The 19,261-nt window shown below is 61.0% G+C and carries 14 protein-coding genes and 3 tRNA genes; 12 read left to right on the top strand and 5 right to left on the bottom strand.

All coding sequences use genetic code 11. The features are described 5' to 3' along the window. Positions 1 to 74 precede the first annotated feature (74 nt). The 6 genes from LL253_RS09480 (at position 75) to LL253_RS09455 (ending at position 8,760) form a co-directional block, all read left to right on the top strand. Positions 75 to 159: transfer RNA gene (locus tag LL253_RS09480), tRNA-Leu, on the top strand. 366 nt (positions 160 to 525) lie between these two features. Continuing rightward, positions 526 to 1,806 (top strand): TolC family protein, encoded by a 1,281-nt coding sequence (locus LL253_RS09475; protein ID WP_228227033.1) that lies wholly within the window; start codon positions 526 to 528, stop codon positions 1,804 to 1,806. Next, a complete protein-coding gene (locus tag LL253_RS09470; protein WP_009821926.1) occupies positions 1,803 to 3,530 on the top strand; it encodes an ATP-binding cassette domain-containing protein in 1,728 nt (575 codons plus the stop codon). Before LL253_RS09475 ends, LL253_RS09470 begins: the two co-directional genes overlap by 4 nt. 26 nt (positions 3,531 to 3,556) lie before the next feature. After that, positions 3,557 to 4,828 carry an HlyD family type I secretion periplasmic adaptor subunit gene (locus tag LL253_RS09465; protein ID WP_228227032.1) on the top strand — a complete coding sequence of 424 codons (1,272 nt, stop codon included), beginning with the start codon at positions 3,557 to 3,559 and terminating at the stop codon, positions 4,826 to 4,828. Positions 4,829 to 4,927: 99 nt separating this feature from the next. Next, the gene (locus LL253_RS09460; protein WP_228227031.1) at positions 4,928 to 5,209 is read left to right on the top strand and encodes a hypothetical protein; all 282 of its coding nucleotides are present in this window, start codon (positions 4,928 to 4,930) and stop codon (positions 5,207 to 5,209) included. Positions 5,210 to 5,490: 281 nt separating this feature from the next. Continuing rightward, positions 5,491 to 8,760 carry a M10 family metallopeptidase gene (locus tag LL253_RS09455; RefSeq protein WP_228227030.1) on the top strand — a complete coding sequence of 1,090 codons (3,270 nt, stop codon included), beginning with the start codon at positions 5,491 to 5,493 and terminating at the stop codon, positions 8,758 to 8,760. Between the two features lie 52 nt (positions 8,761 to 8,812). On the opposite strand, the gene pth is transcribed toward LL253_RS09455, so the two are convergent. From pth to LL253_RS09435, 4 genes are all read right to left on the bottom strand, one after another. Then, positions 8,813 to 9,379 carry an aminoacyl-tRNA hydrolase gene (gene pth / locus LL253_RS09450; RefSeq protein ID WP_228227029.1) on the bottom strand — a complete coding sequence of 189 codons (567 nt, stop codon included), beginning with the start codon at positions 9,377 to 9,379 and terminating at the stop codon, positions 8,813 to 8,815. Between the two features lie 81 nt (positions 9,380 to 9,460). Further along, positions 9,461 to 10,087 (bottom strand): 50S ribosomal protein L25/general stress protein Ctc, encoded by a 627-nt coding sequence (locus tag LL253_RS09445; protein WP_009821921.1) that lies wholly within the window; start codon positions 10,085 to 10,087, stop codon positions 9,461 to 9,463. A 174-nt stretch (positions 10,088 to 10,261) separates the two neighbouring features. Further along, positions 10,262 to 11,149: a TraB/GumN family protein gene (locus LL253_RS09440; protein ID WP_228227028.1), complete on the bottom strand. Its 888-nt coding sequence runs from the start codon at positions 11,147 to 11,149 to the stop codon at positions 10,262 to 10,264. 4 nt (positions 11,150 to 11,153) lie between these two features. Beyond that, positions 11,154 to 12,047 (bottom strand): TraB/GumN family protein, encoded by an 894-nt coding sequence (locus LL253_RS09435; RefSeq protein WP_228227027.1) that lies wholly within the window; start codon positions 12,045 to 12,047, stop codon positions 11,154 to 11,156. A 128-nt stretch (positions 12,048 to 12,175) separates the two neighbouring features. Between LL253_RS09435 and LL253_RS09430 the strand changes: the two genes are divergently transcribed. The 4 genes from LL253_RS09430 to ppdK all read left to right on the top strand — a co-directional run bounded on the left by LL253_RS09430 (position 12,176) and on the right by ppdK (position 18,350). Further along, positions 12,176 to 13,048 (top strand): glycine--tRNA ligase subunit alpha, encoded by an 873-nt coding sequence (locus LL253_RS09430; protein WP_228227026.1) that lies wholly within the window; start codon positions 12,176 to 12,178, stop codon positions 13,046 to 13,048. Then, a complete protein-coding gene (locus tag LL253_RS09425; RefSeq protein WP_228227025.1) occupies positions 13,045 to 13,203 on the top strand; it encodes a hypothetical protein in 159 nt (52 codons plus the stop codon). The genes LL253_RS09430 and LL253_RS09425 overlap by 4 nt, the downstream gene beginning before the upstream one ends. Continuing rightward, positions 13,196 to 15,514 carry a glycine--tRNA ligase subunit beta gene (glyS, locus tag LL253_RS09420; RefSeq protein ID WP_228227024.1) on the top strand — a complete coding sequence of 773 codons (2,319 nt, stop codon included), beginning with the start codon at positions 13,196 to 13,198 and terminating at the stop codon, positions 15,512 to 15,514. Before LL253_RS09425 ends, glyS begins: the two co-directional genes overlap by 8 nt. 139 nt (positions 15,515 to 15,653) lie before the next feature. Continuing rightward, the gene (gene ppdK / locus LL253_RS09415; protein ID WP_228227023.1) at positions 15,654 to 18,350 is read left to right on the top strand and encodes a pyruvate, phosphate dikinase; all 2,697 of its coding nucleotides are present in this window, start codon (positions 15,654 to 15,656) and stop codon (positions 18,348 to 18,350) included. A gap of 61 nt (positions 18,351 to 18,411) precedes the next feature. On the opposite strand, the gene LL253_RS09410 is transcribed toward ppdK, so the two are convergent. Continuing rightward, a complete protein-coding gene (locus LL253_RS09410) occupies positions 18,412 to 18,924 on the bottom strand; it encodes a hypothetical protein (protein WP_228227022.1) in 513 nt (170 codons plus the stop codon). 139 nt (positions 18,925 to 19,063) lie between these two features. Here LL253_RS09410 and LL253_RS09405 point away from each other — a divergent pair. After that, a tRNA-Arg gene (locus LL253_RS09405) sits at positions 19,064 to 19,140 on the top strand. A gap of 44 nt (positions 19,141 to 19,184) precedes the next feature. Continuing rightward, positions 19,185 to 19,261 (top strand) — tRNA-Arg (locus LL253_RS09400).

The raw sequence follows: 19,261 nt of genomic DNA, 5'->3' as shown, positions 1-19,261 counted from the left end.
CTGGGAACCTTCTGAAGTACCCCACGGCGCTGAGCACATAGCAGCAGGTGTGACGACCGCTGTGCAGTGACGATGCGGGTGTGGTGAAACTGGTAGACGCGCCGGACTCAAAATCCGGTTCCGAAAGGAGTGTCGGTTCGATTCCGACCACCCGCACCATTGGCCCGATGTCGGCCGGCTCCCCTGTTGATGACAAAGGCTGTTCAGCTGGAAACCCGCATTGCGCGGCGCTATAGTCTAGGGCATAATCGCCTTGGTCGCACTCATGCGGGATGCGTTGTCGCTAACGGATTCTGTGCGGGCGGAACTGTGTGCGGCTTTGGGGTGCCAGACATTTTGTTTAGAGAGTTTCGGCCTTGGGGAAGGCCGGCCTTCCATGCCGGTTGGGCGCAGCGGGTTGCCGCGACGCTCGCCCTTCTGATCGCGCCTGCCGTCAGTGCGACCGGGATTGCCGACAAAAGCCTGCTTCTGCCGCCCAATCCTGAGCCTTTTTCGCAGCCTGTGCAATCAGACCCCCTGCTGCAAATGTCGCGGCAGGTCGGCTCAATAGCGTTGTTCCGCAGCGAGGTCGAAGCTGCCGTTCAGACCAATATACTGACCCAGGAAGCCCGTGCCGGAGAGCGGGAGGCTGAAGCCGCGCGCATGCAATCGCGCGCCGCGCTATTCCCTTCGCTGGACCTGACGGTCGATGCCAATCGCTCGTTTGCACGGAACTTCTCGAACGATCCCGGTAACATCATCGAGCGATCAAGGCCCGAGGGGCGTACCGACGCGACCGCGTCTGTGCGTCAGCGATTACTGGATTTCGGCGCGACGTCGAGCCGGATCAATGCCGGTAATGCGCGGGTCAGCGCAGCGCGCGCCGCTACCTTCGCATCAGGGGCTGATGTAGCGCTGCGGCTCGTCACGGCTTGGTACAGCATTCTCGCTCAGCGCCTCATGGAGCAAGCTGCCATCGACTATGGCATGCGTCAGGCAGATCTTCGGTCCGCGGTTGAACGCCGAATCACGCAAGGGTTTTCAGCAACCGGTGACCTTCCGCGCATTGACAGCGCCATCGCCAATGTCCGCACGAGGTTGGCGATGTTTCGCCGCGACCGGGCCAGCGCCGAGGCGCAATATCGCGCTCTTTCCGGCCACGATGCGCCAGCGAATGTCTATCGCGTGCCATTGTCTTTGGCCGACCGGCTCGGTCAGGATGTCGTGGAGGCCATGGCTCTGCGCGCGCCGGTCGTGCAGAAGGCTGAAGCTGAAGCGCGGGCGGCGCGGCAGGATGCGCGCGCCGCGCGGTCGGAACGGCTGCCCTCCATTGCCGCCGGGGTCGATGCAGGCCGCTACGGCGTTTTCGAAAATTCCGGCGACTATGACGTGCGAGGCCGCGTGATCATGCGGGCTCAGATCGGTGCGGGCTTCAATGCGCGCGCTGATCAGGCCACAGCTCGGGCGGACGCGGCCGATGCCTACGCGCTGCGTGTCCGGCAAGAGGCGCTGCGTGACGCGCAAATGGCATGGAGCGATGTGAAGGGGCTGGAGGCTCAGCTTGCGGCAGCCGAGGCCGCTTATCTGGCCAGTCGGAATAACCGCGACGTCTATGCGGCGCGTTTCGAAACGTCCGGCGGCACCCTATTCGACCTCGTCACGTCCGAAGATAATTATTTCTATTCGATCGCCACCTATGTCCAGACGCTGGCGGAACGGGATCTGTCCCGGTTCGTGCTCCTCGCCAAGGCGGGTGCCTTGCTGGACGAACTGCATATTCAGGTGGACCCGGCCACCGAGCGCACCGACGGAAGGCAGATGCCATGAGGGAAGATCGCTTGCTCGTGGACCACAAGCCGCGTTTCGCACCCTGGCTGGTGGAGCCGATGCTGCGCAATCGCGCAACCTATATGAAGGTCGCGGTCGCAGCCGCGCTTATCAATATTTTCGCGCTTGTCTCCTCGCTTTTCACGATGACGGTGTATGACCGCATCGTGCCGAACGAAGGGTCGTCTTCGCTGATCGGGCTGAGCATCGGGCTCATCTTCGTCATCATTTTTGACTTCGTCTTGCGGTTGCTGCGCGTCTATTTCGTCGATATCGCCGGCGCCAATATCGACCATGATGTGGGCGAAACGCTGTTCGCGCATCTGCTGGCGCTGCGTCTGGACCAGAAGCGTGGGTCCACCGGCACGCTGACAGGACTGATGCGCGAGCTGGAAACGCTCCGCGACTTCTTCGCGTCGGTGACGTTGACGGCGATCATCGACGTGCCGTTCATCATTGTGACACTGGCGGTGATCGCGATGCTGGGGGGCATCCTGGTTGTGCTGCCGCTGGCGATGATCCCCGTGGTCATCGGCGCCGGACTGCTGGCCACGCCGTCGCTTGATCGCTTGTCCTCGCGCAGCCTGGGGGATGGCCTTGTCAAGCAGTCCGTGCTGGTGGAAGCGATCGGCAGCCTTGAAACCGTCAAGGCGATCGGCGCTGGCCCCATGCTCAGCCGTCGCTGGCAGGCTGCCCTCGTCAGCCACTCGGAAAGTTCGCTGGGCCAGCGCCTTGCCGCCGCCGTTCCCATGACAGTCGCGAACAGCGCCTCGACCATCGCCTATTGCGGCATCATCATCGTAGGCGTGGGCCTGTTGCGCAGCAACACGATCACGACAGGTGCGCTGCTGGCTTGTTCCATCCTGTGCGGGCGGGCCCTGGCGCCTTTAGCGCAGATCGCCACCCTGCTCTCGCGCCTATCCGCGACGCGTGTGGCCTACCGGCAAATCAGCGCGCTGATGGATACGCCGACGGAAGGGCCAACGGGCGATGCGCTGCACCCAGCCCGGCTGGAGGGGGCCATTGAGCTGCGCAATGTCGGGTTTCGCTATCCAGGCGCGCCTGAACGCGCGCTCGATGGCGTCAACCTGGCCATCAAACCCGGCGAGCGCGTCGGCTTTCTGGGCCGCGTCGGTTCCGGCAAGTCAACGCTCGCGCGGTTGATGCTCGGGCTGTATGAGCCGGAAGAGGGCGTGGTGATGATCGACGGGATCGACGTGCGCCAATATGCGCCGGCGCAGCTTCGCGCATTGATAGGATCGGCGATGCAGGACAATGTCCTGATTGCCGGATCCGTCCGGCAGAATATCTGCCTCGATAGGGCCGTCGTCGATCAGGACGAAATGATTCGCGCCGCAGAAATCAGCGGGACGCACCGCTTCATGGGGCAGATCGCCAATGGCTATGACCTGCGCCTGGCGGACAGAGGCGATGGCCTTTCAGGTGGGCAGCGTCAGTCGATCGCCATAGCGCGCGCGCTTGCGGGCAGCCCGCCGGTGCTGATCTTCGATGAACCCAGCAGCGCGATGGATGCACAGACGGAATCGGATTTGATCGCCCGGCTCAAACCGGAAATCGCCGGCAAGACCATGATCCTGATCACCCATCGCACCTCGCTCCTCGCTTTGGTGGACCGCATAGTCATATTGGATGGTGGCAAGGTGGTGGCGGACGGCCCCCGCGATGCAGTGCTGCAGCGCCTGGCGCGGGGGAAAGCAGCATGACCGCGCAGATTGGCTTCCGCCATCCCATGACCATAAAGCCAAAGGTTCCGGCGAACATCATTCTGTGGATCATCCTGGCGTTCGTGCTCGTCGCCATAGGCTGGGCCGCCTTGACCGAAATCGATCGCACGGTTCGCGGCAACGGCCGTGTCATTCCCAGCTCGCAATTGCAGGTTGTGTCGAACCTGGAAGGCGGCGTTGTCGAGCAGATCATGGTCAAGGTGGGGCAGGATGTGAGACAAGGAACGCCGCTCGTCCGTCTCAGCCCGGTCCAGCCTGGCGCAGAATTGGAAGGCAATCTTGCCAGCAGCGATGCTCTCAATTTCAAGATCGTCCGGCTGACAGCGGAGATAACAGGGCAGACACCGAAATTTCCCCAGTCCCGCAACGCGATGATGGCAGCCCAGATCGCGGTCGAGCAGGGGCTTTATCGGTCGCGAATGGCCGAACTGGCCAGCATATCGAATGTCGCGTCGGCCAGGGTCGATCAGGCCCGGCGCGCGATCGCGGAGGCGAGCGCGGCCGAGCAAGCGCGGATTGCGGCGCGCGATGCGGCCCAAGTCGATCTCGCCCTGCTTCGCCCTTTGGTACAGGAGGGAATTGAACCACGCCGGTCCCTTCTGCAGGCCGAAAGCGCCTATGCCGTGTCGGCGAGTGAGGCAGCGGGCGCTGCGGCGGCTCTTGGCCGGGCGCGATCGGTATTGGCGGAAGCGCTGGCGAGCGCCCAACAGCAGAAGCGGGACTGGCTCGCCCGCGCGGCGGACGAACTGACGGCTGCACGCGCTGACCTTTCCGTGCGTCAGGCCACGATGCCGGCCTATGAATATAAGTTGCAGCGGACGGTCGTGCGCGCACCGCTCGATGGCCGGATCAACCGGGTTTTCGTCACCACGGTGGGCGGCAGCGTCCGCCCCGGTGATCCCTTGTTGGAAATGGTCGCGGTCAACGACACTTTGCTGATCGAAGCCGCCGTGGCGGCAAAGGATATTGCGTCGGTCAAGCTGGGTCAGCAGGCCAAGGTTCAGATTTCCGCCTACGACAGCGCCGTCTACGGATCGATGAAGGGCAAGGTGGTCGCTGTGTCGCCCGACGCGGTGCTCAACGAACGAACCGGGGAAAGCCATTATCTGGTCAGGGTTCGCACCACAGCCAACGCCATCACGGATGACGCCGGGCGCCGGCTGCCGATCGGCCCCGGCATGGGTGCCGAAGTCAATCTTCTGGGCGACAAGCGAACCGTGCTGGCCTATATTTTGACACCGCTGACGCGCTTGAGCGAAACGGCATTCCGCGAATAAAGACTGCGGTCTGCTTGGGCCGATATGCGCGCATCTGCGCTGATATGATCAAGTGGAGAGGGACGCGCCATGTTTGTCCATAGTGCCAATCCGGTCTTGATGATCCTTGTCGCGGTGAGCGGTTGTGCGGGCAATGCCGCCAGTTCCGCCTCAACCGATGATGCCGTCCCTGCCACCATGCCGCATGCACCCCCGGGAACAGGCGGCGTGATGCCGCCGCCGGGCGATGCCGAAAAGGCGATCCGCGATCAATATGTAGAAGCAGTGAAGCAAAACACAGTTACCGCCTACCAGCTGTTCATCTCCCGCTATCCTGATCATCCGCTGGCTAGCGACGCTGAAAAGAGGCTCGACCCAGTGCTGGGTTCACCGCGCCGATAGACGGAAAAGCCCTAGGAAAAATCTTGCTCATGGCAACTATGGCCATCGCCCTGACAATCAAAGGCTAACCAATTGAAATATTGTGAAACATTAACTGACAATCAAGTAGAAAATAAGTCAAAACATTTCAATATCTTGGTTTTTACTACATGCTATCACAATGAAAAATCATCAAAAACTAATGTTTGGCAATAAACTCAAATAAAGACTATATCGACTTGGTAAGGGGTCGCCAACGGGCACAGTGAACGTGTCATCCAACTCATCTTGCAGGAGGATGTATGCTCAAGTTCTCGGGGGCCGGGCCGGCCAAGGTCATATTTAACGAAGACGACAATAGCGCGTCTGTTTCGCCTACTTCCTATTCCATCAGCAGCACCGCCGACCTTTGGTCGATGATGGGCAACGAAACCGTCCGCAACGATATTCTGCTGCTGTATCCCCAGGATGTCATGGAAGATCCTGGCGATCCTGTCGGACAGCCAGGCAGTCTGGACGATCCGCAATTCAATGGGAATGGCAATACAACGCTGGCGCAGGCGGCGACCGGCAATCAGTTGATTGACGGTATTTTGAGCGGGATCAAATGGGACACCGCGCAAACCGTCTATTATAGCGACACGGATTCTGCGGCGGATTATCAGTCCGGCTATTTTTCGGATTCGGATGGCGACGGCGTCAGCGCGCAGAATGAGGGCTTCTCTCAGTTCACTGCTATGCAGATGGTAGCCTTTCACACGGCTCTCAATTCAGTCGCCTATACCCAAACAAGCGCGGCTACCGCTTTCGGCGTAGAATCCTTCACGGGATTGAGCCTGTCCTACGATGGAGCAGGCTCGTCGATCGCGACGATCCGCGGCGCAAATTCCAGCGATCCGGGCACGGCCTATGCCTATTATCCCAGCAGCAGCATCTATGGCGGGGATACATTCTTCGGCAATGGCTATGATGGGACGATCTATTCCTACAAGACGCCCGTCGCCGGCAACTATGCCTGGCACACCATGTTTCATGAACTGGGCCACTCGCTGGGCTTGGCGCATGGTCAGACGGGCGGCGCCTATGGCCCATTGCCAACCGCCTGGGATTCGATCGAATTCACGGTCATGACCTATCGCAGCTACGTCGGCGCGCCTTTGAGCGGCTACTCCTACGAGCAGTGGGGGGCGCCCCAAACCTATATGATGCTCGACATTGCAGCCTTGCAGGCGATGTATGGTGCTGACTTCACGGTGAACTCGGGCAACACCACCTATTCGTGGAATCCGACGACCGGTGAAACCTATATCAACGGGCAAGTGGCGATCGATCCGGGTGGCAACCGCATCTTCGCGACCATTTGGGACGGCGGCGGCGTCGACACCTATGACCTGTCCAATTACACCAGCAACCTGACGATGGACCTCAACCCGGGTGGTTATTCCGTCTTCAGTCAGGCGCAGCTCGCCTATCTGGGCAATAATGGCAGCAGCGTCTATGCACGCGGCAATATCTTCAATGCGATGCTTTACCAGGGCAATACCGCATCGATGATCGAAAATGCCAATGGCGGGTCGGGCAATGACGTCATCAGCGGCAACAGCATCGACAATGTGCTCCGCGGCAATGGGGGGGATGACAGCCTCTATGGCAATGACGGCAACGACACGCTCTATGGCAATGCTGGAAACGACTATCTGGCCGGAGGCGAGGGCGACGATACGCTCTATGGTGGTGACGGTGACGATATCCTGGACGGCGCGGGCGGCACCGATGTCATCTATGGCGGCAATGGTAACGACATCATCTATGGCGGTTTCGTAACCGATAGCGTCTATGGCGAAGCGGGGAACGACTGGTTCATACAGCGCCAGATCGGCGGCGTAGCGGAATTTGGCGACAATGTGAATGGCGGTACCGGGGTCGATACGCTCGATCTCAGCCAGATCGATCTTTACGGGGCGATCGTCGATCTGGCCGGCGGAACCTGGCAGTATAACCCGCTCTATGGTGGCCCGTGGACGATTACGGGGGTCGAAAATGTCTACGGCACCCAATTGGCCGATACAATCACGGGAAATGCGGCCGGCAATACTTTATACGGTCAATCTGGAGATGACAGTATTGATGGGATGAACGGAAACGACTCCATCTTCGGAGGTGCCGGTTCCGATATGCTCTATGGCGGCGCTGGCAATGACATCCTTGACGGCGGTGCTGGAGACGACCTTCTCATCGGCGGTGATGGTGATGATGTCTTCGACGGTGGCAGTGGCCGTGACCTGATGTATGGCGAAGCTGGCGATGATCTGTTCCGAATTTTTGACGGATGGAACGGCAGCTATGGAGAGATAATCGTAGGGGGCGCGGGGTCCGACACTTTTGATATCTCCGGTACCAGCGTAGCGACCTCCACGATCGATCTGGCCGACGGAACCTTCAATTATACGCCCGGTGGCGCAGGAGCGATAAGCCTGTCCAGTATCGAGAATGTTATTGGCAACACCGGTTCAGACGCGATTAGCGGGTCTGGAGAGGTCAATTCGCTATGGGGGCGCAGCGGCAACGATACACTCCTTGGCCAAGGAGGAAATGATTTTCTGTATGGCGAAGATGGTAACGATCTGCTCGATGGTGGAACTGGCGTCGATTATATGGCCGGTGGCACGGGCAATGATACCTATTATGTGGATAGCGCCAGCGATGCAGTCATCGAGTTCTCAAATTCCGGGACCGATATTGTTTATGCATCGGTGACCTATTCTATTGCCGGAACAAATGTTGAAAATATTACAGCTGTTGGATCAGCTTCCTTAATAACCGGAAATGGACTAAATAATATCATCACCGGAAGTGCTATTGGCAATAAACTCGTCGGCGGCGGGGGGGATGATACTCTGCTGGGCGAAGGTGGCGATGATATATTGGATGGCGGCGTGGGCAACGACATCCTGGATGGCGGTAATGGAATTGACGCTGCGGATTATCGTTCCTCAAGTGCCGCAGTTACGGTGAATTTGAGCGTGGGAGTGGCTCAGAATACTGGGGGTGCTGGTACAGATACCTTGAGCAATATCGAGAACATATTTGGATCATCCTATAATGATAATTTGACTGGTAATTCGCTCAGCAACTTCATTCTGGCCGGAAATGGGAATGACACGCTCAATGGTGGTGCCGGTGATGACGACCTGAATGGCGGCAACAATAACGATTACCTCAACGGCGGATCGGGCAGTGACAGTCTGACCGGCGGTGGCGGTAATGATGTTTTTGCGTTCCTAAACGGCTTTGGTCCGACCAACATCGATACGATTACGGACTACAGCGTTGCAAACGACACCATCAATATCTTGTCGGCAGCGGTCGGCGGGTTGCCAACAGGTACGCTAGCGGCGAACGCGTTCCACATCGGCGCTGCTGCGGCTGATGCCAATGACCGGATAATCTACAACAGTGCAACCGGCGACCTCTTTTATGATGCTGATGGCAGCGGAGCTGGAGCAGCGGTGCTGTTCGCGCATATGTCCGCGGGTCTTGCTATGACAAACACGGAATTTGTCATCGTCTGAGCCGAGACAATTTACAGCAACAAAACAGCGCCCGGGCGACTGGGCGCTGTTTTCATGCCTGGCGCAATGCGACTTCGTTCATGAAACGCGCGTCGTCGCCGGCGGCGAGCCAGGGCGCTTCCGCGCCAATCGCGCCCAACATGTCGGCCAGCGCGTCCATCTCGCTCTTGGCGTAATTGCCCAGCACATAGCCATGCACCTTGTCCTTGTGTCCGGGATGGCCGATGCCGATCCGCACGCGGCGGAAATCATTGCCGATATGTGCGTCGGTTGAGCGCAGGCCATTATGCCCGGCATTGCCACCGCCGCGCTTCACCTTCACCTTCATCGGCACCAGATCCAGTTCATCGTGAAAGACGGTCACATCCTGGGGCGTCAACTTGTAGAAGCGCATCGCTTCGCCAATCGACCGCCCGCTTTCGTTCATGAAAGTCGCGGGCTTCAGCAGCAGGATCTTGTCATTGCCGATCCGGCCTTCTTGCACCCAGCCTTGAAACTGCTTTTTCGGCGCGGAAAAGCGACGCATGTCGGCGATCAGGTCGATGGCCATGAAGCCGACATTATGCCGGTGCATCGCATATTGCGTGCCCGGATTGCCGAGGCCGGCCCATATCTGCATATCCCGCGCTCCCATAAAAAATCCCGCCCGCCGGGTAGGCGGGCGGGATGATCTTTTCCAGCCGAAAGGCCGGCAAAAGCCTTATTCGGCCTCTGCTTCGCCTTCGTCTTCCTTGGTCGTGTCGCCTTCCGAGCTCTTGAGCGCGGACGGCGCGACGATGGTGGCGATGGTGAAATCGCGATCGTCGATCGCGGTCTTCGCGCCCTTGGGCAGCGTCACTGCGCTGATATGGATCGAATCGCCCACTTCAAAGCCCTTGAGATCGACGACGACGTCTTCGGGGATGTTGGCGGCATCGACGATCAGTTCGACGTCATGACGAACGACATTGAGCACGCCGCCCTTCTTGAGGCCCGGCGCCGCGTCTTCATTTTCGAAGCGCACCGGCACATTGACGTTGACGGTGGCATGTTCCGAAACGCGCAGGAAGTCGGCGTGCAGCGGACGGTCGGTCACGGGATGGAAAGCGACATCCTTGGGCAGGGTGCGCACGGCCTTGCCGTTCACCTCGACCATGACGACCGAATTGAAGAAGTGCCCGGTGCCGAGCAGCTTGCTCAGCAGCTTTTCCTCGACATGGATGGACTGGGGTTCTTCATTGTTACCATAGATGACGGCGGGTACGCGGCCCTCACGGCGGAGAGCGCGGGAGGCTCCCTTGCCTGCCCGATCGCGTGCCTCGGCCGACAGCGTAAGCTGCTCGCTCATTGCGTGTCTCCAAAAGCTTGATTGCACAAATTCCCGCCACGCCTCCAGGGATGACCATCGCGGGAAGGCGCGCCATTAGCAGAAAATGGGCAAAAGGCAAGCATAGGACGTCGCCGAGATGGCAAAGCAGGCCGACAGCGAAAGTGACAGCAGCGGGCAGTTGTGATTCCGCTTCTACTGAACCCGCGTCACCGTGAACCCTCGGTCCTTCAGCAGCTCGATCAGATTGTCCTTGCCGGTCAGGTGGCCCGCGCCCACCGCTATCAAGGGGCGACCGGTCATCGGCTCTATGGCTTCGGCCCAGTCCCGGTTGCGCGCGGTCAATATCGCTTCCTCGACAACCGGGTCGGGCTGTTCGCCGATCTGGTCCTCTTTCGCGATCGCTTCCATATCGCCCTTCAGCCAGGCGGTCAGGATGCGATCGTAGAGCGCCTTCATGCCCTTGGCCTCGTGCACGGTCTGCACCAGCAATTTCGATTGTGCCTCCGGGAGCAGCGTGTCGAACGCGCGGAACTGGCGTTCGACGGTTTCCAGTCCGCTGATTGGCTTCCCGGCCGTTTTGAAGGCGGCGATCAGCGCGGGTTCGACGCCATTATCCTGACTGACGTGGAGCGCCTGCTGGCTGGCGGCGGACAGCAGCATGGCAGCGGCCCAGCTTTCATATCCCGACAGGAGTTGGGAGGATGTGCCGCCATCGCTGATCGCCTTGAGCAGCGCCGACCTTTCCTTCGCAGGAACGCGCTGCTCCAACGGCGGGAGGTTCGGGCTGCGGCCCATATCTTCGAAAATGCCGAGCGTCTTTTGCTCATCTTGGAGGTCGGCTGCTTCCAGCACCAGCCGGTCCGCCTTCGCCATGGCTTCGCGGATCGGCGGCGTGTCCCAGGCAACGCCCTTTGGCAAGACGTGGATGGTGCCAAACAGCCAGCCTTTGAGCGCGCCGCGCTCCACCTGCCACAACGCCGGTCCGCCCTGCTCTTGCGTGGGGGAAGGCGGCGCCTTGTCACAAGCGACGGCCAGCGTCAGCGAACAGAGCGCGAGGAACCGGAGAATAAGGCTGGTCATGCTGTCAATCCTTCACCCGGCTGACCTTGATGTCGAGCGCGCCCAGTTGCTCCTGTACGCTGCCCTTGCCGGCCAGGTGGCCCGCGCCTACCGCGACGAAGACGGTGCCGGGGCGGTCCAGACGGGTCTTGATCCATTGGGCCCAGGTCGCGTTGCGATTGGTAAGCAGCACGCGGGCCAATTCCGGCGTGGCCTCCAGCGACTCATTCATCTCCCGCGCCAGTTGTTCAGGCTCTCCAGCCTTCCAGTGCCGCAGCAGAGAGTCGAAACTCTTGTCTAGATCGGGCAGGCCATCGACCGTGGCGTTGAGAAAGCTGATCTGCTGATCCATGGGCAGCCCGGCAAAGAAGCCGATCTGCTGCTCGATGGTTTCGAGGGCGTCGACGCTCTTCCCTGCGTCGGTGGCGGCCGCGCGCAGGATCTTTTCCGCGCCAAGATCGGTGCGAAACCCTGCGCGGGCGAGGGGAGCGACCGACAGCGCCATGCCGGGCATCCAGGGGTTGAACAATTCAAAGCTCTGCCAAGGCAGGCCATTGGCCTCCATCGCGGCCTGATAGGCGGTGCGGGCGGGCGGCGACAGGCGATCGGACAGCTTCACCCCGTCCTTGGCCAGCGCCATGCCGGCCATGGTCGTGCCCAGAGCACGGGGATCGTCCGGTTCGATAATCTCCAGCACCAGCTCGTCCGATGCGTCGAAGGCGCGCCTCACCTTGCCATCGAACCAGACGACGTCCGGCTTCATGACATGGACGGTGCCGAACAAATAAATGGTGGTGTCCGCATCGCTGACGCGCCAGAGGGCAGGGGTGGCGACAGTATCGGAACGGGCCTGCGCGTTTCCGCCGACCAGCAGCATCGCGGCGGCTGCGACGCGCAGCAAGGTGGAAAAAATCGTCATGTTCCATCCATGCGCAGCGCAGGCGCGCAGGGCAAGGCCCTTAACCCTGTTTGCGGCCGCTTCCCCTTGACCCTTTTCCTGCCATGCGCCAAGGCGCGAGGCCAAGTTTCGAGCGAAAAGGACCATCGGTGGCGACGAGTAAGGCGCTTTCCTTCCAGGACCTGATCCTGACCCTCCACGCCTATTGGGGGAAGCAGGGCTGCGTCATCCTGCAACCTTATGACATGGAAGTGGGCGCGGGCACATTCCACCCGGCCACCACGCTGCGCAGCCTGGGACCGGACGCTTGGAACGCAGCCTATGTGCAGCCCAGCCGCCGACCGACCGATGGTCGCTACGGCGAAAATCCCAACCGGCTCCAGCATTATTACCAATATCAGGTGATCATGAAGCCCAGCCCCGCAAATTTGCAGGAGCTGTATCTGGGGTCGCTGGTGGAAATCGGCATTGACCCGCTGGTTCACGACATCCGCTTTGTCGAGGATGACTGGGAAAGTCCGACGCTGGGCGCCTGGGGCCTGGGCTGGGAGGTCTGGTGCGACGGCATGGAGGTGACGCAGTTCACCTATTTCCAGCAGATGGGCGGCTTTGACTGCAAGCCGGTCGCGGGCGAACTGACCTACGGTCTTGAGCGGCTTGCCATGTATATTCAGGGGGTGGACAGCGTTTACGACCTGAAATTCAACGATGCCGGCGTCACCTATGGCGACGTGTTCCTGGAAAATGAGCGGCAGATGTCGAAATGGAATTTCGAGGTCGCCGACACGGACAAGCTGCTGCGCTGGTTCAAGGATTGCCGCGCCGAATATGACCAGTGCATCGACAGGGGCGTGCCGCTCGCAGCCTTTGAACAGGCGATCAAGGCCAGCCACACCTTCAACCTGTTGCAGGCGCGCGGCGTGATCTCGGTTCAGGAACGCGCCAGCTATATGGGGCAGGTGCGCGACATGGCCCGCGGCAGCTGCGAAGCCTGGATGAAGCATAATGGGTGGGCGGCGTGATGGTGTTCAGCCCTGAACCCCGCCCGTTCGGTTCGAGCAGCATCGAGCTTGTCGAGATGCGTCGTCGAGAACGCTTTTCGACCCTTGGGTTGTCGATTGTGCTTGAACCGGCTCGAACCGAACGGACCGATGTGATGGAAATGTCCAATGACTGACTTCCTCCTCGAACTGCGCTGCGAGGAAATTCCCGCGCGCATGCAAGTGAAGGCATCGGACGATCTGGCGCGGTTGTTTGCGGACGAACTGGCCAAGGCCGGGCTGAAGCCGTCCGCGATCGACAGTTTCGTGACTCCTCGCCGCCTCGCCCTGATCGCGCGCGACCTGCCGCTGGAAACGGCGGCTGTCAGCGAAGAGTTTAAAGGCCCGCGCACCAGCGCGCCGGCGCAGGCGCTCGACGGTTTCCTGCGCAAGACCGGCCTGACCCAGGACCAGCTGGAAGAGCGTGACGGCGTGTGGTTCGCTGTCGTGAACAAGCCCGGCCGCGCCGCCGCCGACGTGCTGGCGCAAGCGGTCCCGGCGGTGATCCGCGCCTTCCCCTGGCCCAAGTCGATGCGCTGGGGCGCTGCGAGCCAAACGACCGAAAGCCTGCGCTGGGTGCGGCCATTGAAGGGCATTGTCACGATATTGGGCGAGCAGCTGGTCGATATCGAGATGGAAGGGCTGCGATCGGGCTATGCGACGCTCGGCCACCGTTTCCATCATCCCGGCGAAATCACCATCGGCGGCGCGCATGATTATTTGGAGAAGCTGCGCGCCTGTCACGTGATCGCCAGCCACCAGGAACGACAGGCGATCATCGCGGCGAAAGCCGACGAGGCCGCCGCCGCGCACGGCTATAGCGTGATAGAGGACAAGGGGCTGGTCGCGGAGAATGCGGGCCTCACCGAATGGCCGGTGCCGTTGCTCGGCGATTTCGACCCGGCCTTCCTGGAGGTGCCGCCCGAAGTCATCCAGCTGACCCTGCGCATCAATCAGAAATATTTTGTCCTGCGGGATACGGACGGGAATCTGGCCCCGGCCTTCATCTGCACCGCCAATATCGAGGCGAAGGACGGCGGCGCGGCGATCATCGCGGGCAACCGCAAGGTGCTGGCCGCGCGACTCTCCGACGCCCGCTTCTTCTGGGAGCAGGACCGCAAGACCAGCCTCGCGGATCATGCGAAGAAGCTGGAGCGCATCACCTTCCACGAGAAACTCGGCACCGTCGCCGACAAGGTCGAGCGCGTCGCGAAACTCGCCCGTTGGTTGGTGGAGGAGGGGATCGTCGGCGCTAGTGCTCCGGCGAAAGCCGGAGCCCAGGGTGACGAAGCGCAACCTAACTCTGGGCTCCTGCCTTTGCAGGAGCACTGCGGGGCGGAACTCGCCACTCTAGCCGAACAGGCGGCGCGCCTGTGCAAGGCCGACCTTGTCACCGAAATGGTCGGCGAGTTTCCCGAACTGCAGGGCGTCATGGGCGGCTACTATGCCCGCGCCGAGGACTTGCCGGACGCCGTCGCCGACGCCATCCGCGACCATTACAAGCCGGTCGGGCAGGGCGACGATGTGCCGACTGCGCCGGTTACGGTGGCAGTGAGTTTGGCGGATAAGCTGGATACGATTACATCGTTTTTCGGAATTGATGAGAAACCGACCGGTTCAAAAGATCCCTTTGCTCTCCGACGGGCGGCATTGGGTATTATTCAGTTGGTCATAAAAAATGATCTGCGTCTTCGTCTGCTTGATCTCATCATTTATGTAAGTCGCGGCAATGAGGGAGATTTCACTCAGCGTTTTGTGTTCGAGGATAATTTTCGTGACTGGTTGAAAGCAGGCGGCGAAGGTGACTTGGCTGCCGTGAATGGCATTCTCCTTCGAGGCAATGGCCTTGCGCTCCTCGACTTCTTCGCCGACCGCCTGAAGGTCCAGCAGAAGGAAGCGGGGGTCCGCCACGACCTGATCGACGCGGTGTTCGCGCTCGGCGGGGAGGACGATCTCGTCCGTTTGCTCGCTCGCGTGAAGGCGCTCCAGTCCTTCGTTGCGACCGACGATGGCGCGAATTTGCTTGCGGGCTACAAGCGCGCGGCGAACATCCTCAAGAAGGATGCGCCCGACCTTTCCTCCGCCCGTCACCCCGGCCTTGAGCCGGGGTCCCGCTTCTTTGACGACGCGGAAGGTAGCGGGACCCCGGATCAGGTCCGGGGTGACGATGCGGCGGATGCGCTTTCCTACACCCACGAGCCCGCTGAAGCCGATCTCATTACCGCGCTCGATGCCGCCGAACCTCGCGCCGCCCAGGCCGTAGCAGAGGAGCGGTTCGAGGATGCAATGACGGCGCTCGCGACGCTGCGCGCGCCAATCGACGCCTTTTTCGACAGCGTGACCGTCAACGATCCCGATCCGGACAAGCGCGCGAGTCGCCTTGCCCTGCTGGCAAGGGTTCGTGACGCAGTGCACAATGTCGCCGACTTTTCGAAGATTGCGGGTTGAAGCAAGAAGCTTGCAAAGGTGACAAGAATTTTGATGAGGCGGGTGGGATATTCCTATCCTGCCACGCATTGAGCCGCTAATTGCGGTAATATTATTGCAACGCACAAAACTCGGCAATCAGTGCAGGGAGAGCCGGAACATGGTGAAGACACAAGAGGCCCAGATGAACAGCATGACCCGCTATGTCTATCGGTTCGGCGGCGGAGTGAATGACGGGGGCGAGGGCGACAAGAATCTGTTGGGCGGCAAGGGCGCCAATCTGGACGGCATGGCCGCGATCGGCCTGCCGGTGCCGCCGGGCTTCACCATCACGACCGAAATGTGCACGCGCTATTATCAGGATGGCGGCGTCTATCCAGACAGCCTGCGCGATGAAGTGGCGAACGGCATCGCCCATATCGAAAGCGTGACCGGCAAGACGTTCGGCGACAAGGCCGACCCACTGCTGGTATCGGTCCGTTCGGGCGCGCGCATTTCGATGCCCGGCATGATGGATACGGTGCTGAACCTTGGCCTCAACGATGAAACCGTGCTCGGCCTCGCCGCTGCGTCGGGCGATGAGCGTTTCGCCTGGGACAGCTATCGCCGCTTCATTCAGATGTATTCGGACGTGGTGCTGGAACTCGACCATGGCGCGTTCGAGGAAGCGCTGGAAATCGCCAAGGAAGATCAGGGCTATACGCTCGACACCGAAATGAGCGCCGACGACTGGAAGGCGCTCGTCACCGAATATAAGGCGCTTGTTGCAAAGCTGTGGAACAAGCCCTTCCCGCAGGATGTGCATGATCAGCTCTGGGGTGCGATCAGCGCTGTGTTCGGGTCCTGGCAGGCGGATCGCGCCAAGGTCTATCGCCGCCTGAACTCGATCCCGGGTGACTGGGGCACGGCGGTCAATGTGCAAGCGATGGTATTCGGCAATATGGGCGACACGTCGGCCACCGGCGTCGCCTTCACCCGCGATCCCGCGACGGGCGAGAACGCCTATTATGGCGAATATCTGATCAACGCGCAGGGCGAGGATGTGGTCGCGGGTATCCGTACGCCGCAATATCTCACCAAGGCCGCGCGCGAGCGGGCAGGGGCAAAGCCGCTGTCGATGGAAGAGGCGATGCCCGAAACCTACGCCGAACTGGCGCGGGTGTTCGAAATCCTCGAAACCCATTATCGCGACATGCAGGACATTGAGTTCACGGTGCAGCAGGGCAAGCTGTGGATGCTCCAGACGCGGTCAGGCAAGCGCACCGCCAAGGCCGCGCTCAAAATCGCCGTCGATATGGCGACCGAAGGCTTGATTTCGCAGGAGGAGGCCGTCGCCCGGGTCGATCCCGCGGCGCTCGACCAGTTGCTGCATCCCACGCTCGATCCCGACGCCCCGCGCGACGTGCTGACCAAGGGATTGCCCGCCTCACCGGGCGCGGCGAGCGGCTTGATCGTGTTTGATGCCGACACTGCCGAGCGGCGCAACGAATTGGGTGACGCGGTTATCCTGGTCCGCGTGGAAACCAGCCCGGAGGATATCCACGGCATGCACGCGGCCAAGGGCATCCTGACCGCGCGCGGCGGCATGACCAGCCATGCCGCGGTCGTGGCGCGTGGGATGGGGCGCCCCTGCGTATCGGGTGCGGGTGGCTTGTCGATCGACAATGCCAAAAAGATCCTCCGCATCGGTTCGCGCGAGTTGAAGGAAGGCGATGTCCTGACGATAGACGGCGCGACCGGCGAGGTCATGGCGGGCGAAGTGCCGACCGTGCAGCCGGAACTGGCCGGCGATTTCGGCACGCTGATGGAGTGGGCCGACAAGGTTCGTCGCCTCAAGGTGCGCGCCAACGCGGAAACTCCGCTCGATTGCCAGACTGCACGCGATTTCGGTGCGGAGGGCGTCGGCCTGTGCCGGACGGAACATATGTTTTTCGATGCAGCGCGCATCACTGCCGTGCGCGAGATGATCCTGGCCGACAGCGAGAAGGGTCGCCGTGCCGCGCTTGACAAGCTGCTGCCCGAACAACGCGACGATTTCGCCCAGATTTTCATGGTGATGGCGGGCCTGCCCGTCACTATCCGCTTGCTCGATCCGCCGCTGCACGAATTCCTGCCCCATGGAGAGGCGGAATTCGAGGAGGTGGCCAAGGCCGCCGGCGTCGGTGTCGAGGCGTTGAAGCGCCGCGCGAGCGAACTGCATGAATTCAACCCTATGCTCGGCCATCGTGGCTGCCGCCTGGGGGTGACCTATCCTGAAATTTACGAGATGCAGGCCCGCGCCATTTTCGAGGCCGCGTTGCTGGTGAAGCAGCGCAGCGGCGAAGCACCGATCCCCGAAATCATGATCCCGCTCGTCGCCACCCGCAAGGAACTGGAACTGATGAAGGCAATCGTCGATCAGGTCGCAAAGGATGTCTTCGCCGAACAGGACGCATCGGTCGAATATCTGGTCGGCACCATGATCGAGCTGCCGCGCGCTGCGCTCAAGGCCGGGGAAATCGCCGAAGTTGGCGAATTCTTCTCCTTCGGCACCAATGACCTTACGCAAACCACCATCGGCATCAGCCGCGACGACGCCGGCCGCTTCCTGACGCAATATGTGGACAAGGGCATTTTTGCCCGTGATCCTTTCGTCAGCATAGACGTAGAGGGCGTAGGCGAGTTGATCGAGCTGGCGGCCGAGCGCGGCCGCGCGACCCGCACGGGCATCAAGCTTGGCATTTGCGGCGAACATGGGGGCGATCCCGCGTCGATCGCTTTCTGTGAGAAAACCGGGCTCGATTATGTTTCGGCCTCGCCCTACCGCGTGCCGATCGCCCGACTAGCGGCCGCCCAGGCGGCATTGGCGAGCAAATGACAAAAAAGGGCGGGAGTGAATGCTCCCGCCCTTTCTCGTGATCACATGGGTTTGAGGCGGCTTACGCTGATCCGGTAAGGCGACCCAGCAGGCCCGGCTTGTCGCCGCGTTCAAGCGACCGTGCCTGACCGCGCCAGTCTTCGTGCTCGATGGTGCCGGGCTTCAATCCCAGACGTGCTTCCAGCGTGGCTTCCTGTTCCGCGTTCAATCCGGCGATCTGGCCGTAGCGGTGATAGCCGGCTTCGTTCAACGCAACTTCCTGCGCCTGCGCCAGACCCGTGATCCGGCTGAGGTCATCCCGACCATGGACCGCGCCGCCAACAGCAGTAGCCGTGCCCGGGCCGATCGGCCCGCTATGCTGTTCCAGCTCGGCGATGCGCGCATTGGCTGCCTCTATGCGGGCATCGCGCTCCCGGATCGCGCCGTCCCGCTCCTTCAAAACGGTGCGATGCGCGATCTGCTCGTCGCGCCAGAGTCGCTTATATTTGCCGCGCCCGCTCATCATCAGCCCGAGTAACCAGCCAACGATCAGGGCGATCAACAACAGCGCCAGGTCATTCATGGTGAAGCTCATGATGGCCTCCTTTCCTGCGGCTTGAACGGCGGACGGACGCAAAGGTTGCCCCATGCCCGCGCAGGCGGATCGAGCGGAAGGAAAAGTGTAAAAAAGGCTTGCCCAATCGGCCGGGCGCTTCTATCTGCGCCTCTCCAACGCACCCGTAGCTCAGCTGGATAGAGCATCAGACTACGAATCTGAGGGTCGGACGTTCGAATCGTTCCGGGTGCGCCATTTGGAAACAGGCAGTGCGGCTTTCAGCCGGCTGCCGGAAATCGGCACCCGTAGCTCAGCTGGATAGAGCATCAGACTACGAATCTGAGGGTCGGACGTTCGAATCGTTCCGGGTGCGCCA

This window comes from Sphingobium soli, from assembly GCF_020782245.1.
Classification (GTDB): Bacteria; Pseudomonadota; Alphaproteobacteria; order Sphingomonadales; family Sphingomonadaceae; genus Sphingobium; species Sphingobium soli.
This window is presented reverse-complemented; position numbering and strand designations above follow the sequence as displayed.

What these genes read in the sequence shown, in the direction of transcription:
- LL253_RS09470 (WP_009821926.1), top strand. Translation starts at nt 1,803, where the DNA reads ATGAGGGAAGATCGCTTGCTCGTGGACCACAAGCCGCGTTTCGCACCC.
- LL253_RS09410 (WP_228227022.1), bottom strand. Translation starts at nt 18,924, where the DNA reads ATGAGCTTCACCATGAATGACCTGGCGCTGTTGTTGATCGCCCTGATC.
- LL253_RS09475 (WP_228227033.1), top strand. Translation starts at nt 526, where the DNA reads ATGTCGCGGCAGGTCGGCTCAATAGCGTTGTTCCGCAGCGAGGTCGAA.
- LL253_RS09435 (WP_228227027.1), bottom strand. Translation starts at nt 12,047, where the DNA reads ATGACGATTTTTTCCACCTTGCTGCGCGTCGCAGCCGCCGCGATGCTG.
- ppdK (WP_228227023.1), top strand. Translation starts at nt 15,654, where the DNA reads ATGGTGAAGACACAAGAGGCCCAGATGAACAGCATGACCCGCTATGTC.
- LL253_RS09460 (WP_228227031.1), top strand. Translation starts at nt 4,928, where the DNA reads ATGATCCTTGTCGCGGTGAGCGGTTGTGCGGGCAATGCCGCCAGTTCC.
- glyS (WP_228227024.1), top strand. Translation starts at nt 13,196, where the DNA reads ATGACTGACTTCCTCCTCGAACTGCGCTGCGAGGAAATTCCCGCGCGC.
- LL253_RS09465 (WP_228227032.1), top strand. Translation starts at nt 3,557, where the DNA reads ATGACCATAAAGCCAAAGGTTCCGGCGAACATCATTCTGTGGATCATC.
- LL253_RS09440 (WP_228227028.1), bottom strand. Translation starts at nt 11,149, where the DNA reads ATGACCAGCCTTATTCTCCGGTTCCTCGCGCTCTGTTCGCTGACGCTG.
- LL253_RS09445 (WP_009821921.1), bottom strand. Translation starts at nt 10,087, where the DNA reads ATGAGCGAGCAGCTTACGCTGTCGGCCGAGGCACGCGATCGGGCAGGC.
- pth (WP_228227029.1), bottom strand. Translation starts at nt 9,379, where the DNA reads ATGCAGATATGGGCCGGCCTCGGCAATCCGGGCACGCAATATGCGATG.
- LL253_RS09455 (WP_228227030.1), top strand. Translation starts at nt 5,491, where the DNA reads ATGCTCAAGTTCTCGGGGGCCGGGCCGGCCAAGGTCATATTTAACGAA.